At 42.8% G+C, this 16506-nt stretch carries 15 protein-coding genes and 1 pseudogene; 6 read left to right on the top strand and 10 right to left on the bottom strand.

Translation table 11 applies throughout. From position 1 onward, the window contains the following. Positions 1-394: 394 nt before the first annotated feature. Together ABL924_RS14885 and tnpA are read right to left on the bottom strand one after the other, a co-directional pair. Positions 395-949, bottom strand: a complete 555-nt coding sequence (locus tag ABL924_RS14885; protein WP_349027886.1) for a hypothetical protein — start codon at positions 947-949, stop codon at positions 395-397. Between the two features lie 1120 nt (positions 950-2069). Beyond that, positions 2070-2496, bottom strand: a pseudogene (gene tnpA / locus ABL924_RS14880) (IS200/IS605 family transposase). A gap of 250 nt (positions 2497-2746) precedes the next feature. On the opposite strand from tnpA, the gene ABL924_RS14875 reads away from it, so the two are divergent. Both ABL924_RS14875 and ABL924_RS14870 read left to right on the top strand, forming a co-directional pair. Beyond that, entirely contained in the window at positions 2747-5818 is a 3072-nt protein-coding gene (locus ABL924_RS14875) for an efflux RND transporter permease subunit (RefSeq protein WP_349027885.1), read from the top strand. 318 nt (positions 5819-6136) lie between these two features. Beyond that, a complete protein-coding gene (locus ABL924_RS14870; protein ID WP_349027884.1) occupies positions 6137-6523 on the top strand; it encodes a PEP-CTERM sorting domain-containing protein in 387 nt (128 codons plus the stop codon). Between the two features lie 70 nt (positions 6524-6593). Here ABL924_RS14870 and ABL924_RS14865 read toward each other — a convergent pair whose 3' ends face one another. Further along, on the bottom strand, positions 6594-6920 hold the full coding sequence (locus ABL924_RS14865) for an iron-sulfur cluster assembly accessory protein (protein WP_349027883.1): 327 nt from the start codon (positions 6918-6920) through the stop codon (positions 6594-6596). 9 nt (positions 6921-6929) lie between these two features. Beyond that, entirely contained in the window at positions 6930-8039 is a 1110-nt protein-coding gene (locus tag ABL924_RS14860; RefSeq protein WP_349027882.1) for a cysteine desulfurase family protein, read from the bottom strand. A 205-nt stretch (positions 8040-8244) separates the two neighbouring features. Between ABL924_RS14860 and ABL924_RS14855 the strand changes: the two genes are divergently transcribed. Further along, complete coding sequence (locus tag ABL924_RS14855) at positions 8245-8457, top strand: hypothetical protein (protein ID WP_349027881.1); 213 nt, start codon at positions 8245-8247, stop codon at positions 8455-8457. 115 nt (positions 8458-8572) lie between these two features. On the opposite strand, the gene fbaA is transcribed toward ABL924_RS14855, so the two are convergent. Together fbaA and ABL924_RS14845 are read right to left on the bottom strand one after the other, a co-directional pair. Continuing rightward, positions 8573-9652: a class II fructose-bisphosphate aldolase gene (gene fbaA, locus ABL924_RS14850; protein ID WP_349027880.1), complete on the bottom strand. Its 1080-nt coding sequence runs from the start codon at positions 9650-9652 to the stop codon at positions 8573-8575. A 103-nt stretch (positions 9653-9755) separates the two neighbouring features. After that, positions 9756-10760, bottom strand: coding sequence for a transaldolase (locus ABL924_RS14845; protein WP_349027879.1), 1005 nt, complete (start codon positions 10758-10760; stop codon positions 9756-9758). Between the two features lie 215 nt (positions 10761-10975). Here ABL924_RS14845 and ABL924_RS14840 point away from each other — a divergent pair, with 215 nt between their 5' ends. Together ABL924_RS14840 and ABL924_RS14835 are read left to right on the top strand one after the other, a co-directional pair. After that, entirely contained in the window at positions 10976-12436 is a 1461-nt protein-coding gene (locus ABL924_RS14840; protein WP_349027878.1) for a phosphatase PAP2 family protein, read from the top strand. A gap of 16 nt (positions 12437-12452) precedes the next feature. Continuing rightward, positions 12453-12986: an MOSC domain-containing protein gene (locus tag ABL924_RS14835; RefSeq protein ID WP_349027877.1), complete on the top strand. Its 534-nt coding sequence runs from the start codon at positions 12453-12455 to the stop codon at positions 12984-12986. Positions 12987-13302: 316 nt separating this feature from the next. On the opposite strand, the gene ABL924_RS14830 is transcribed toward ABL924_RS14835, so the two are convergent. Both ABL924_RS14830 and ABL924_RS14825 read right to left on the bottom strand, forming a co-directional pair. Further along, positions 13303-13506: a hypothetical protein gene (locus ABL924_RS14830; RefSeq protein ID WP_349027876.1), complete on the bottom strand. Its 204-nt coding sequence runs from the start codon at positions 13504-13506 to the stop codon at positions 13303-13305. A gap of 158 nt (positions 13507-13664) precedes the next feature. Next, positions 13665-13889 carry a hypothetical protein gene (locus ABL924_RS14825; RefSeq protein ID WP_349027875.1) on the bottom strand — a complete coding sequence of 75 codons (225 nt, stop codon included), beginning with the start codon at positions 13887-13889 and terminating at the stop codon, positions 13665-13667. A 245-nt stretch (positions 13890-14134) separates the two neighbouring features. Here ABL924_RS14825 and ABL924_RS14820 point away from each other — a divergent pair, with 245 nt between their 5' ends. After that, a complete protein-coding gene (locus tag ABL924_RS14820; protein ID WP_349027874.1) occupies positions 14135-14341 on the top strand; it encodes a hypothetical protein in 207 nt (68 codons plus the stop codon). Between the two features lie 9 nt (positions 14342-14350). Here ABL924_RS14820 and ABL924_RS14815 read toward each other — a convergent pair whose 3' ends face one another. Together ABL924_RS14815 and ABL924_RS14810 are read right to left on the bottom strand one after the other, a co-directional pair. After that, entirely contained in the window at positions 14351-14566 is a 216-nt protein-coding gene (locus ABL924_RS14815) for a hypothetical protein (RefSeq protein ID WP_349027873.1), read from the bottom strand. A 293-nt stretch (positions 14567-14859) separates the two neighbouring features. Next, entirely contained in the window at positions 14860-16173 is a 1314-nt protein-coding gene (locus ABL924_RS14810) for a hypothetical protein (RefSeq protein WP_349027872.1), read from the bottom strand. Positions 16174-16506: the final 333 nt, after the last annotated feature.

The raw sequence follows: 16506 nt of genomic DNA, 5'->3' as shown, positions 1-16506 counted from the left end.
CTATTAAGGTTATTTAAATTATCGGTCTATTTTATTAATCTGAATCAATAGCTTAAGGAAACTTCTGAAAATTCAAATACGTCCTTCTCCTAAAGAAAAAGGTTGGGGTGATAGGACAATAAAATCCAACGGTTACAGACATCATTTCAGCATTCTCTATGGGAGATGATGTTTTTAGAAGTTTCCTGAATCTGAAAAACCATATGAAGGGGATTGTCACGCAAATAATATTGTCGCTTTTTGGCTAAATAGGGATGATTCCGTTTAATAAATGAACAAACACTTTGTGTCAGCACTGGCTCGGCAAACAGCTTTTTGGCTGCCGTAGTAGGATAAGTTATGCATTAAAAAAGGGAGGCAAGCCTCCCTTTTTTAATAAACTCTCAACACACTACTAATAAGTAGTGCCGAAAATGGCTGTTCTTCTAAGATATGCCAAGCCAAACAAGCCCAGCAAACTAGATCCAAACAACCAAACCGCTGCGGGGATTGGAGTCGCAATTGCAGCAGCAAGGGCATTAACTCTGATGTCTAGCTCACCTGCTTTTTTATTGACTTTTCCGTTAAGGCCAATGGTGTGCTCTCCAGGAGTCAGTAAGCCTTCAAATGACCAACCACCAAAACTGTTATGGCTTAATAAATCCTTATTATCCAAGGTTACTTTAAGATCATCAAAGCCGCCTTTCGTAACTTCTTGAACATCAACACTGACATCACTTGCCGCGCCACACCGATAAGTACTGATAGCGCAGCTTATGCTAAACACCCAGTTATGTTTAATTGATCCTTTAGGTATATGATTTTCGTAATCACCAAACAACGCATTAGGAGTGCTACCGTCAGTCGTGCCATTAGCAGGAGGGTAACCCACCCAGGATAACGTGGCTGCGTTAGCCTGAAACGATAATGCCGATGTTGCTAAACTTACAATAATTAATAGTTTTTTCACTTTATTATCTCCAATAAGTTTTATTAACATTTAAGTCGCAACTCAACCATGCTTTGATGTATTGCAAAGATCTATAACTTTTCGACCCTATCTCACAATAGGAAGAGTAGAATGGTAATAGGATTCAAACTATCCTTGCGTGAAGACACTTATTTTTCATAAAGCCTTCCTTGAAATTTACTTAATACTCTTCAAGCTAAGAGCCTGATAGATAGCTCTGAAATTCATTTTTCATCCCTTAATGACCGAAAAAATTAATCAATCCATAGTTGCTTAATTTTTCTTAGTTTTTCTTAGTTTTTTACTTTTCTCGAACTACAAGTAGTCTACGTCAGATTGGCTCTTGTTTAACCTATATTTTGCTATATCTAAAAATTATAAATCAAAGTGGATTTGTATCTTCGCTAGCTATTGTGAAAGATTTTTGAAAAGCTCAAAAAACCTGAGTGTACGACCGATAGACCAAGCAACACAACTGCTTTATACGAAACTAAGATATCAATCTATTCTTAAGAAACCCTTAATCTAACTAAATTACCGTTAATTATCCAATAGATATAGCGCAAAACAGTTATATTTGGATCTGTTTATTGATGCTATAAACAAAAGATCGGGCAACTTATTCAATTATTGGTTTAAAAACATCATGAATCCCAATCTAGTATTTTATGTAATTTCCTCCTAATTTAGCCACTTACAGATAAAAACCACCTAAGCAATAACTTAATTCGACAAGCGATGCCATACAGGGGATAGATTTGATTTTAGGGGATCTCTAAAAAGCCCCTCTCCCTCTGGGAGAGGGGCTAGGGTGAGGGCTGCAAGTGCTTGATTTTAAATCCCTCATCCCAACCTTCTCCCGATGGGAGAAGGAGTTTTTTGAATTTTTAGAGATTGCCTTTAATGATACCTGCCTGTATGGTAGGCCATCCAAATCAGTACGAATTTCAGATCTATGATACTAGGGGCTGTTCTCAATTAGGATGTTTGTTGAAAAAATCAATTAGTTACAAAATAATCAATATTTTAAAAGTCAAAAACCTCCGGCAAAGCCGGAGACTTGAAAATATGAACCGCTCAAAGCGGGTTAGTTATTGCACCACCTAAAGGTAGCGGTGCCTTAAAATAAGTTAAGTTGTTCTATTCGCTGATCCTCGGCTTCTTGATGCCTGATGTAATTTCGCACCGTTCCCTCGCCTCTACCCACTGTTGAAACATAATAACCTCTGGCCCAAAATTTGGCCTGTGAAGTTCTTTCTTCGGCCCATATAAGTCCGTGCTATCGATATCGCGCTTTTACCTTTAATAAATCCAACAACTTGTGAAACTGAATATTTTAGGGGAATCGAGATTAAAAGATGGGCATGGTCTGACATCAAATGCCCTTCCTCAATCTTGTATTCCTTTTGCAAGGCCAAATCTTTTAGCGTCGAACCCAGGTATTGCCTCAACTTCTCATAAAGGCTTTTCTTACGGTATTTCGGTATCCAAACTATGTGGTACTTACATTCCCAACTTGTATGTTTTAAACTTTCTGGTGTATTCATCGTTTGTTTCCTTATCTTTTGAACTTTAGGCGGTTCACAGATAGGGAGACTCTCGATGATGCCCGTAATTGTCAAACTTTGTGAGTCCCCCAGCAGAGCTGGGGGGTTACTTATGATTAATTAATTATATTCAATTGGTTATGGTTAATTGAGAACAGCCCACTAGAACGAACATATATCGAATTGGTTAGCAAAATAAATCTAAAACCCCTCCATCCCAACCTTATTTGTCTGTGCGTTTAATCAAACTATGCTAGCTTGCCTAATCCGATTTTCTATACGTTATTATGGCGTTGTAATTGCAATCGCCATTCTGATATTGTCGGTTGGCGCTTACCGCTTTTCCACAGCGGGCCTGGACATCTTTCCTGAATTCTCGCCCAAGCAAGTCATCATCCAAACTGAATCGCCAGGACTTTCTTCTGAACAAGTTGAGCTATTAGTTACCCAGCAAATTGAACTGGCGATTAGTGGAGTAATAGGTTTGCAATCCGTGCGTTCAGAATCGATTCAGGGCTTATCGATTATTACCGCTATCTTCACTGAAAATAGCGATATTTACCGCAATCGTCAGCTTATCAGCGAACGGCTAACTCAGTTGCCGACACATTTACCAAAAGGAATTTCACCCGTTGTTTTGCCGCTGTCCTCTTCTTCAGCCACGGTACTGACCTTGGGTTTAAGCTCCGATCAGGTCGATTTAATGAGTTTACGTAGCTTGGTCGATTGGACTATTGCACCGCGCCTAAACGCTGTCCCTGGGGTTGCCGATGTAAATGTGTTTGGTGGTGATATAAAGCAACTGCAGATACAAGTTGATCCCGCTCAACTAAAGCGCTTCAACCTGTCTTTGGATGAGGTCATCCAAGCGACTTCCCAAGCTGCAAATATCCAAGGCAGCGGTTTTGTCGAAAACCTTAACCAGCGTTTTACGGTACAAGTTAGCGGACTACCGGCTACACCGGAACAATTTGCTAAAATCATCGTCAAGCGCGATAAGGGCGCTAACATTACGCTAGGTGAAGTAGCAACCATCACTTACGCGCCAAAACCTGCGATAGGTGCGGCCCAAATCATGGGCAAACCCGGTATTGTCATCATGGTGATTGCCCAATATGGCGCTAACACCTTATCGGTTTCCAAAGCTCTTGAAGAGAAGTTGAAAGAACTCAGCCCTACCCTTAGCAAACAAGGCATTACGTTTTATCCGCATTTATTTCGTCCAGCCGATTATATTGAACGCTCAATAAGCAATTTATCCAGGCATTTATTGGTGGGTGGACTATTTGTGCTGGTAATCCTTTACGTGTTTCTGTTTAACGCCCGTGCCGCACTCATATCTGCACTAGCGATACCTGTGTCCTTGTTGGGTGCTGTGATGGTTTTGCTGGAGGCAGGAGTCAACCTCAATATTGTGGTGCTGGGCGGTTTGGCTATCGCGTTGGGCGAGGTGGTTGACGATGCGATTATCGACACCGAAAACATTTTCCGAAGGCTGCGGGAGAATCGATTATACCCCCAACCTTTGCCCACAGATGACGTGATTAACGCCGCATCCCTGGAAGTGCGCGGTTCTGTCGTCTATGCCAGCTTTATTGTGGCGTTGGTGTTTGTGCCGTTATTGACCTTGGACGGCGTAGCTGGCCGTCTATTCGCACCGCTGGGGTATTCCTATATCTTGGCAATATTACTATCGTTGCTGGTCGCGTTGACTTTAACCCCAGCGCTTTGCCACGCCTTGCTGGGGCGTTACGACCTAGAAACTAAAGACCCTCCATTGATTAAAGCCATCAAAGAATCTTACAAAAAATGGTTACTGGCAGCATATCGCCATTTCAAGCCAATATTGCTAGTAAGCATGGTAGCTTGCTTATCGAGTTTGATAGCTTTTTTCACTATCGACCACAAATTTTTACCCGAATTGCGCGAAGGCCATTATATCGTTCACACTGCAAGCATTCCCGGTACATCCCTGACGGAATCCATACGCATAGGCAGTCAACTCACTGGACAATTCATGGCGATTCCCGGCGTGGAGTCGGTATCGCAATGGGCTGGACGGGCAGAACGGGGTGCGGACACCTACGGCAGCCATTACAGCGAATACGAAATTCGTCTGAAACCGAACTCAGGTACAGGCCAACAAGAAATATTAGATAAGCTAAGAGATAGTTTGGGGCATTTCCCCGGTATCGGTTTTGAAGCCAATACTTTTTTGATTGAACGCGTGGATGAAACCATCTCCGGTTACACCTCGCCTGTCGTCGTCAATATTTTCGGCAACGATTTGAATACACTTGATGGAAAAGCCGAGGCCGTTGCCGAAATCATCAAAACTATTCCAGGTGCGAGTAATGTCCAGGTACGTTCTCCGCCCGGCACGCCTTTCGTACAAGTGCATTTGAATTTGAACCAACTTAGTTTCTGGGGCGTAACGCCGGAACAAGTGATGATTTGTTTGCAAAGCGCTTACGAAACCACTGTGGTTGGTAAAACATTTGAAGGCAATAAGGTTTTCGATATTGCCGTCACCCTGTTGCCGGAACAAAAGACAAATATCCTTTCCATCAGTGACTTACCCATAAAAACGCTAGACGGAACGCTTATCACGTTGGCGCAAGTGGCTGACATCAAGCCCAATACCGGTCGTTACAATATCCTTCGCCAGAATTCACAACGTAAGCAAACCATCACCGCCAACATTATTGATGGGGATATGGATGATTTTGTGCGAACACTAAAATCGCGGGTACTAAAGGAAATCGCATTCACGGCTGATACCTACCCTGAGTTTACCGGAGCAGCCGTCGAACAAGCCAAAGCGCGGACTAAACTCATCCTGCATTCCCTGTTAGCTGGCGCTGGTGTGTTGATACTAATATATTTAGCTATCGGCAATCTTCGGCAGGCATTGCTCACCCTCGCCAATCTGCCTTTTGCCCTGGTCGGCGGCATCGTCGCGGTTATCCTTACCGGAACCCCACTGTCCGTCGGCTCTGTTGTTGGCTTTATTACGTTATTTGGCATTACCGTACGTAACAGCATTATGCTGTTGTCACATTGCCAGTATTTGGTCAATTACGAAGGCAAAACCTGGAATCTGGACACCATCACCCTAGCCGCACAAGAACGGTTGCCGTCCATTCTAATGACCGCCCTAGTCACCGCACTAGCCATGTTCCCGATTGCTTTCAATAGTGACAATCCAGGTTCAGAAATCATGGGGCCTATGGCGGCAATCATCATCGGCGGCTTATTTTCTTCTACCTTGTTGAATTTATTGCTGTTGCCATGCATGTTATTGCGGTATGGGAAACGCTGAACTCACTACCTCTGTACTTTAAACGAATATTAAAACGCCTCATACTTATGCAAACTTGAGCTTTTTTTCCAAAAGTTCAATGCCCATAGGTAGTTGTACGTATTTTCTTACACAAAATTTTGCATCAAAATATAACCACATTAAAACACCAACAGTTTGAGTGAATCTTTATCCTTCGCTTTACAAAGATTGTTAATGTGACTGATCGGTTTTTTGATATGGCTGAATGTCTGCTAATAAAATCTGGGTGACTAGGCTAGTTACTAGAAATTGCTTACTCGCATTCCGTAAATGGTTGTTAATTTTTTGGAGATGGTTATGAAAATTCGATTCTGTTTATTAATAGTGGTGCTGCTTTCCGGATTCGTTACAGGTGCTTATGCCGCAACGAAAAAATCTGACTCGACATCTGCTCATCATGAAACAAGTGCTAAGTCTGATGACAAAAAATCTAGTGATAATGAGAAAATAGTCGAATTTGATGTTAAAAATGAACTCGAAGATCTCATTAAAGGCGACCACGAAGAACACAATATCTATTTACAAATGAGCAAAAACGACAACGATGATGAACATAAATATGAGCATCATGAAGATAAAAACGGAAGCGATGTCCATGTAGACGCAGTTCCTGTCCCTGCGGCTCTCTGGCTATTTGGTTCTGGTTTGCTAGGCTTGTTCGGAGTTAAACGTAAATCCACCTAATTACAGGTGATACCCTATTAACCTAAAAAACCTGACTTCGTTAATCAAGCAAAGTCAGATTTTTTGTTTTTTAATTGACGGTAAAGCTCTCCCCGCAACCACAACTCCCCGTAACATTGGGGTTATTGAATTGAAACGCTTCATTAATACCTTCCCTGCGGTAATCAAGTTGTATTCCGTCAATAAATACTAAGTCATTTTTTTGCACAATGACTTTAACTCCGAAATCTTCAAAGACTGCGTCATCGCCTCCAACAGTATCGGAATAATCCAAGGTATACGCATAACCGGAACAACCGGATTTTCTGATACCTAGTTTTAGGCCGACACCTTTGCCACGCTTTTCCAACTGCTTTTTAATTTGCCGTGCTGCGCTTTCTGTTAAAGATACTGCCATAAACCACCTCTAGCCTGGGGTCACCAGGGTTTCCAGTAAATCAATAAATTCGATAATTTCCTCTTCAGTATTGGATTTCCCCAAGCTGACACGAATTGCACCCTTGGCAAGTTCTGCCGTTACACCCATCGCCACAAGTACCGAACTGGGTTTACCGCCACCACTGGCACACGCCGAACCGCTTGATACTGCTATGCCCTTCTTGTCGAGCTTCATAAGCAACATTTCGCCATCCATTCCTTCCATGCCAAATTGTACTGTATTCGGTAATCTTTCTACATCTTTCGCAAAAATGCTAATTCCCTGAATAGACAGTAAGCGATCTTCCAAAATATTTCTCAGCTTTAACAAATGTCCAGCGCGTTGGGCAAGTTCTAATCCTGCAAGTTCCGCCGCTTTACCAAAGCCTATTATAGCAGGTACATTTTCCGTGCCAGCCCTCAACCCTTGCTCTTGTCCACCACCCAAAAGCATAGCTTTTAGATTAACGTCTTTATCAACTATTAGCGCACCGCAGCCTTTTGGTCCATAAATTTTATGGCTAGACAAGGTCATCATATTCACACCTAGGCGTTTAAAATCAATGGGGATTTTACCCAAAGCCTGTACAGCGTCGGTATGTACGATAATACCCTTATTCTTTAATTGCTGAGCATAATGAGCAACGTCCTGAATAACACCTGTCTCGTTATTTGCCAGCATGATTGAAACCAAAGCTGGGCGTTGTTGAATGATCTCATTTATCGCTTCTTGGCTAACAATACCGTTTCGATCAACACCAATAAACTTCAATTCGTGGCCTTGACGAGCCAGATATTCAGCAGGTTCAGTAATTGAAGGATGCTCAACAGCTGATATGGCTAATTTGGAATCCGATTTTATTGCCGTTAAAGCAAGGTTGTTAGCTTCGGTTCCGCCACTGGTAAAAATTATCTGCGTGACGTGCACTCCAATGACCCCAGCGATTTGTTCCCGTGCGGTGTCTATAGCACTTCTAACTAGTCTTCCGTGTCGATATAAACTGGAGGGATTACCAAAAAAGAATTTCAGAAAAGGCAACATTGTTTCGAGCACTCGATCATCTATTGCCGTAGTGGCATTATGATCAAAGTAGATCATCTGTTATCACCCCTGCCTTTTGGCATTATATAGACACTTTAGGTAAGCTTGACACTATCTTTTAGCACTTCCTGCACATTTACAATTTGGTTAGCGTCTTGTATGTCGTCATCGACGATCCCTCGCGTGAACTGTATGTGGGCATTCCTGCCCACAAGACACAGCCTGCTAACTTCCTCAACGACAATATGACCGCCTAAATGCTATGACCTTACCCAAACTGACTATGCCTATTCGGACAACGGCAATGAACACTCACCGACGCGCCTTCGTCAACGTCCGTGTACAGCAAGGCACACCCAGAAGTCCATTCAAGCAATCAGCGCCCCTCATGGTCATGCGATACCATCAACAGCCATTCAAGGACACCGACACTGCCATTACTTCATTAACTTTTAACACTGCCAAACCCCGATAAGACTCCGAATAACACCACTCCTTAGGAAAACTTACCGCTTAATTTTAACCAACCCATCCGTAAACAACCCTGAGATTTCTTACGGACTGTTTTTAATGCGATGGCTATACTTTATTTACAAAGAACCGACTGAATTCAATTCTTGAAATGCCTGTTCCAAACGAGTCACCATACCGACCTCACCGGCACGTTGCCATACACGTGGATCGTAATATTTTTTATTAGGTTTATCGTCTCCTTCTGGATTACCGATTTGACCTTGTAAATAACCTTCATTTTTCTTGTAAAATTCCATTACCGCCGCCCAAGTTGCCCATTGGGTATCGGTGTCGATATTCATTTTAACAACACCATAGCTGATGGATTCTTTGATCTCTGCTGGCGTTGAACCTGAACCGCCGTGGAATACGAAGTCCAAGGTGTTTTTAGCAACACCATATTTTTCTGAAACGTATTTTTGCGAATTTGCCAAGATTGTTGGCGTTAATTTAACGTTACCGGGTTTGTACACGCCGTGAACATTACCAAAAGACGCAGCAATGGTGAACCTAGGGCTAATTTTGCTCAACTCTTCATACGCATAAGCCACATCTTCTGGCTGCGTATACAACAAGGAGTGATCCATGTCAGTGTTGTCAACGCCGTCTTCCTCGCCACCGGTAACGCCTAACTCGATTTCCAACGTCATATCCATCTTGGACATGCGTTTGAGGTATTCTCCGCAAATCTCAATGTTTTCTTTCAGGCTTTCTTCAGACAAATCGAGCATGTGCGAACTAAATAGTGGTTTTCCGGTAGCGGCAAAATGTTTTTCGCCAGCATCTAACAAACCATCAATCCACGGTAACAATTTTTTTGCCGCGTGGTCGGTATGAAGAATGACAGGTACACCATATTTTTCAGCCATCAGGTGAACATGCTGTGCGCCTGAAATTGCGCCTAATATGGCATTTTGTTGGCCTTCCAATTTTAGCCCTTTGCCGGCGTAAAATTGTGCTCCACCATTTGAAAACTGGATAATGACTGGCGATTTAACTTTGGCAGCCGCTTCTAATACAGCATTGATGGTATCTGTATTGATAACATTAACGGCGGGTAATGCGAAACTATTTTCTTTACATATTGCAAAGACTTTTTGCACATCATTACCGGTTACAACGCCGGGTTTAACTGCATCTAAAATTTTCTGTGACATAATAATTAATTTTGTAGGTATATAGTAAAATCGCCCCGACACGAAGTATCGGAGCGATATTGTTTACTTAAAATTCAAGCACTTGTTAGAATGCAAAAATTCATTAGGCTGGCATGGCTTCTTTTCCTTCCAGCTTCGCAAGACGCGCAGACAGCAGTTCTTCAAGAGATTCTAGTGCCTTTTCAAAACCTAGGATGCCTTCAGCAAGTTTATCATTAGCCATCCGGTTTTCTGTGTGCATACGGTCAAATGTTGCCTTGTCCATATTTATCTTCGTAATAGCCGAATTTGCTGCTGTTTGCGGATCTAATTTACGCGGTAATTCGCCTGTTGCCGCTTGCAATTCTGCTAATAATGACGGTGCAATAGTCAATAGATCGACACCAGCCAGTTCGGTAATTTCACCGATGTTGCGGAAGCTTGCGCCCATAACTTCTGTTTTATAACCGAATTTTTTATAGTAATTGTAAACTTCAGTTACAGAAAGTACGCCTGGATCTTCAGCAGATGGATATGAGTCACGACCCGTATCTTTTTTGTACCAATCCAAGATTCGACCAACGAAAGGTGAAATCAAGGTGATGCCATTTTCGGCACAAGCGATTGCTTGATGTAGGCCAAACAATAGAGTCAGGTTGCAATGTATACCTTCTTTTTCCAATACGGCAGCAGCTTGTATGCCTTCCCAAGTTGAAGCAATTTTAATCAGCACACGATCTTTGGAAATGCCTTTTTCTTGATATTGGGCAATCAATTCGCGGCCTTTTGCGATAGTCGCTTCTGTATCATAAGAAAGTCTGGCATCAACTTCTGTTGAAACACGACCAGGAATAATTTCGAGTATTTTTAGACCGAAAGAAACCGCCAAACGGTCAAACGCCAAAGAAGCAACTTGTGCGGACGTTGCATCATTGCCTAGCTTATTTCTGGCAGCTTTCAGCGTATCATCAACAATATCCTGGTATTGTGGCATTTGTGCCGCCGCAGTAATCAACGATGGATTAGTTGTAGCGTCTTGTGGTTTGAAAGTTTCAATGGCTTGTATGTCGCCAGTGTCAGACACAACAACCGTCATTTCTCTGAGTTGTTCAAGTAAATTCTTTGCCATAATTTGAGTACCTTTCAGTAAAGTTGGAAATTTTTTAGGGAGCAGATACTACCATAAATTCACTAAAAAGTGAAGATGATGATGGATGGCTTGATGTTTAATTCTGAAACGACTACTTGGATAAACGAGCTGGAACACTGAATCCAGAAAGCTTTATTGCCAAGAGCCAAGCAATTAAGCGTATGATTATTGGTGAAAATTATTATTGATGCTAGATGAAAGACGAAAAATCAATTACCCGCCTTCATGTTTCATATGCCTTCATGATATTCCTTATGCTTACCACACCTTCCAAGGCACAGGAATTCAAGGGTGCTGCTTGCGTCATTTTTGTTAACGATGAAATTGTATTGGTAAGGGATTACTTAAGCAACCGCTTATCGTTTCCTGGCGGCTATATCACCCAAGGAGAGAGCCCTCAAAAAGCCGCAAAACGAGAAACTTATGAAGAAACTGGTTTACTTATTGCCGTTGGCCCAGTGGTTAGCACGGAAAATGACTCTGCCCAATATTTATGCAAAAGCAACCAAGCTATACCTATTTTAACTTCTCATGGCTTTGAATCTAAGCCGCTTATTTACGCATTAAATGCACCCCATTTTTCGATTGAAATTCGCCAAGTTTATTTAGCTCGACCAGACACACTCAAAAAAGAAGAGTTGCGATTCCCTAATCAACTCCAAGTTTTACCTGACTTTAATCGCTATAAAGAATGGCGAAGCCATTCCGTGTTATTGTCTGAAACAGACATACCGACTAGCCCTCTTCACAAAGTCGAACTGAACGCAATCAGCAATCTACAACATCACCTTGCCCCACAGTACGACCTCTTATTTCGGCTATTTAACCTAGCCGGAGAAAGAATGGGGTTTTTTATTCTGATTCCGCTGATTTGGGTTTTTCGTGGTTGGGAGATTGGAATACGATGTCTCATATTAGTGATAATGGCATCTGAATTGGACAGCGTATTAAAAGTTGCCTTTGCCCTCCCCCGTCCCTTTCATGTAATGCCAAAATTGCAACGCATGGAAGCATACGGCTTTGGCTTACCAAGCGGACACGTACTGATTGCCACTACATTCTGGGGATATTGCTGGTATTCATTGAAACATTTGTTGCCAACGCAAAAACAAAGATTGAGCTTAGGATTGGTGATATTTTTACTGACTGGCTGCGCCCTCTCTCGTGTTTACTGGGGCGTGCATTTTTTCTCCGATGTTATTGTCGGTGCAATGATTGGTCTGCTGACGTTAATCTTATTTGTTTACATTGATAATAAATTGCCGCATCACTGGATAATTAGAAATAAGTATTCTTGGCTAATTGGTCTCACCATAATCTCCATAGCAGCGTTTTTTACTTCAGGATTACTATCAAGCCAGCTAGGGGGATTAACACTCGGCTTATGTTTAGGGCTGCGCTCTGGCAAAACGAAAATTCTGCACAAAGCAACTTGCACTCGAAACAGTGACAAACTGTTTATTGTAAGTCTGAGTATCGTCGGCTTAATCATTCTTGATCGAGCAGCCAAACTAGCCGTTAGTTACCAGTCAAGCAGTATCATCGCTATGCTAATCTATTTCGTTTGCCATTTACTGATCGGCCTATGGCTTACGATAGGCATGTATTTATTCCTCACAAGCCGAAAAAGCCGAAAAAGCCGATTATTATCATAATTTTAAATATCACCATATGACAGGCCGTATCATCGCCATTTTTGTTGCGCCTGAACATTACGCCGAACAGGTTGCCATCGAAACCGTGCAACTAAAAACAGGCAAGGGAATTGTGGGGGATCGTTATTTTGGCTTGCGCCCAAAACATCCAGGCAAAAATATCACGCTGATTGAATCAGAGATAATCGTTGAATTCAACCGCAACTATCACCAATCCATCTCGTTAAGCGCTGCTCGGCGAAATTTTGTAACTGAGGGTATTCAATTAAACACATTGGTTGGCCTTACTTTTCGTTTGGGTAAAGTATTATGTCGAGGGATTGAACTGTGTGAACCTTGCAAAGTAATGGCGAGAAATTTTCCGGCAACCGCTTTATCTCATCCTGAAATTATTCGTGCGCTTGCGAATAAAGGCGGGATTAGGGTGGAGGTGTTGACGGATGAGCTAGTGAGGTTGGGGGATGAAATATTTAGTGACATTATTGCTATGAAGGAGTGCGGGAAGCGTAACGTTAGTAGTGCGGAGTACGATGCCTCTCGGAAACCTTAGTGTCCAGTGTTTTGACGGAGTTGGAGCGCGAGCGGAAGCGTAGTAAAAATGCAAGGCCATCCGACAGGTGTCAAGTCATTTGGGTAGCCGTGGTACACAGCGTAGCAGCTGCGGAGTTGTGCGCCGCAGAATCCAAGCAGCCGTAGGCATTAATTGCCACGTGATTTTTCGCCGCCAAAAATAGTGGCGTGCTTGGTAGATACCGTTAACCCCGTCAACCATTTTTCGCAAAAAAGCACTTATAGATTCGGCATTGTGAAGTTTGAATTATTTCTGAATTAAAGCCATGCGTATCAATACATTCAATTAGCTTGACTTAAAACTTTAAAAGGCCGGAGCAATAGTTTGCATGCAATTCAGGATTAAAAGGTACCTGCGATTTTAGTGCTGCTTGAGCAATGGTAATAATTTTACGCCTTAACGCCACCACGATTTCTCTTGGGGTTTTACCGCTTACTTTAAAGCGCGTGACAAATGCCAGGAACGCTTTTTTGCGTCCATACATCGCTAACGTGGGCATAAACAATACCCTGCTTAAGTCGGTATGCCCCGTTTTGGAGATGCGCGATTACCCTGGATGCTTGAACCTGATTGCCAAGGCCGTGGCGACAGGCCTGCAAAAGCCGCCGCCTGTTTGCCTCGCCCAAATCGTTCTCCTGCGCCAAGATACGCCAACAGTCAAGGCGCTGTCTTGTCGCCGATGCCTGGGATGGAATATAACAAGGCACGGTTTTGTTTCAGCGTAGGATCTTGGCCTATAGGCTCGCCTATCTGTGCGGTTAGCTGCTTAATTTGCCCGACCAAAAAATCGGCCGTGTCAGCAATGCTGGCGTGAACCGTCCCCGTGCGGGTCTTCAGCCGATTCTGCTCGGCTTGATAGGCTTCGTTCAGGTAAGTTGGCACAGGAAAAGTCAGGTAAATCTGACTTTTTATGCTTATCCCTCTTCCCGAAAAGATTGCTCGGCCTGCTGGCTAGATTTCATGTAGGTGCATGGGAAGCGAAAGATAACAACAAACTAGCGCATAATAATAACCGTTAAAACTAGAATAACAACTTAAATGCAGTTAAGTTTTATAGATCCTTAAGGGAACATCTATTAATCGTAATTTAACTGCCGTGGCACTTCGACAAAGGTGGCATCGACTAGTTGCCCGGCCTGGGCAATATAGCCTTAGGTTGCCAGTTGCCGGTGGAAACCGGCGAACAATCTTTCAACCAAGCCCAAGGCCTTAAGCTGATCCCGAAACAACCAGACGGTTTTGGCATCAGGGACGCGGCCTTCCAGTTGCAGTCCCAAAAAGCGCATGAAACTGAAGCGGTCGCGGATCTGGTGTTCGATGCCATCATCCGATAGGTTGTGCCGTTACTGGAGCACCCGCACGTTAAACATCAGCACGACATCGATGGGCTTGGCACCGGCATTACTTTTTCTGTCCTTCTCATACGCCCGATTGGGTTCAGGCCGGAACGACTCCCAGTCTATGCGGGCCTTCAATCCCACCAGGGGATCGCCCATGTCGGCCAATTGAGCGGCGCGTTCTTCGATATCAAATAATCCTGGTTGGCGGAGTCGTGTCATGGGCTTGATCAGGCCTTGATGGAGTGGCCACTATTTTCTCATTTTAGGGCTATTTCAGGGTATGCAAAAACCATGGGGCAATGGGGGGGATTATTAGAGATGCCCATAAGTCATTTTCGCTTAAATCGAAGGTTTAATATGACTAGATTACGACTAATAGAAACTATCGGCTACATTCGCTCATATCACAATCATCATCCAGCCAGATTGATCCCCTATTGATTCTTTGACAGATCTTCTGTGATTGCTTTCATTGCAACCACTGAGGGCACAAACTCAATCCATCGTGCGCTTTAATAGAATTGTATTTCCGATAACCCTACATTCAAGGTTTTGCTGCTTACACCATCAATTTGCAGTGTTGCAGTTTTAGCATTGACTGTAGGGAATGAAATAGCGTCTCCTGAGCCATTATTAGTTAGGGTGGGTACTGAGATTGAGATGCCATTATCAAATATTAATCTAGCGGCAGTAATTTGATCATTCAAATTTGGGCGGTCATATAAGACAACCTTACTGATACTGACTGTCGAATTCCAGGTTAACTTTAGAGATACGCCGGCTTTACCTCCACTGGAAACCCATTCTTTAGTGTAATCGACTGGGTAACCATTAGTTACACCATCAATAGCTTTCTGAGCAGTTTGTCCAGTTGCGATATTTTCACTAGACGCAGTTGCTGCGGCGCTAAACGCTAAATTTGGTTTATCAACACAAGCCGTTCCTGCTGTTACAGTACGAAAATAGTTTTTACCTAGCCAAACATTATGAGAAGGCCAAGTACTTGAGCGAGATTTATCCGAAAGTCCAGAGGTGGTGACTCCCCAAGTAGCGGCATCCGTGATTAGTTCGTTTTGACTTAAATTAACCGGTTTATTCATGGTGGTATATCCAAGATACATATTAAGATCAACACAGGATTTTTGTGCCGCGACATCCTGCATTGCAAGGGAAGTATCTAAATGATCATAATGATCCCCTGGATTAAGATTTGTATCTGTATCATGAATATTAAAAGTGATTTTGCTGGAACCAGTACCTTCATAATCCACGATCATGGAAAGTGTAGTCGTGAGATCAGACCAGCCCTTATAAACTGTACTATTATCTACTGCATGGATTGAACTTATTTGGTTTGTCATCAATCGATAGAGCGACTCATTACTGTAGGGGAAGCCGTTCTTTGACCCATAACCAGAACCAGAAAAATTTCCATCAGGCAGTCTTAAAAAATAAGCGACTGTGTTGCCATAAGTATACCGAACCAAATTATGGTTATTGATAGTAACGGAAGATTTGATGTGTAGTCCTCTACCCTGTCCATCGGCATTCTCAACAAAACGTATTGATCTAAGTGAACCTTCTTCACGCGCTAAGTAATAAGGTGACATACTATAAGGATCAGCAAATGTTCCCGCATCTCCAGCGCTAGCGTGGATAAAGACTATCTTATTGGCATGATTTTGCACCTTGTTGTAAGTAGTGGGATTCATGAACAGTTGCCAATCATCAGGATGTGCAGCTGCGAAAAAATCAGTTTCCATCGCTTGACACAGTGGTGCGGTAGCCAACATGGCGGTGTAAAGAATTTTTATAAGGTTTTTCATAATTAACAGAATGCGTTTGTGTTATTAATTCGAAACAATAGGGACTATTGATTTTCATACAAAATAATCCAATACACCATGATGGAGCTTCCTTTCAAACCATCCAATCTATAACCACACGACAATACCGTCGTTTTTGATGGGTCAGATAAGCACTATCTACCCGACACAATTTACAACTTAGCCATTAAGCACCTAAGCGCGGCACTATTTTTCGCGAAAGCTAAAATGGGATCCATCCGATTTTAGCGGCGAAAATTCACGTGGCGATTAATGCCTTCGGCTGCCCGCGTTCGTCCTCGGTTCGTCACGATGCACAACTCCCCTTCGGTA

It is taken from the genome of Methyloglobulus sp., assembly GCF_040079455.1.
Taxonomy (GTDB): Bacteria; Pseudomonadota; Gammaproteobacteria; order Methylococcales; family Methylomonadaceae; genus Methyloglobulus.
The sequence above is the reverse complement of the archived record's forward strand: the minus strand, read 5'-3'. Positions and strand labels throughout refer to the sequence as shown.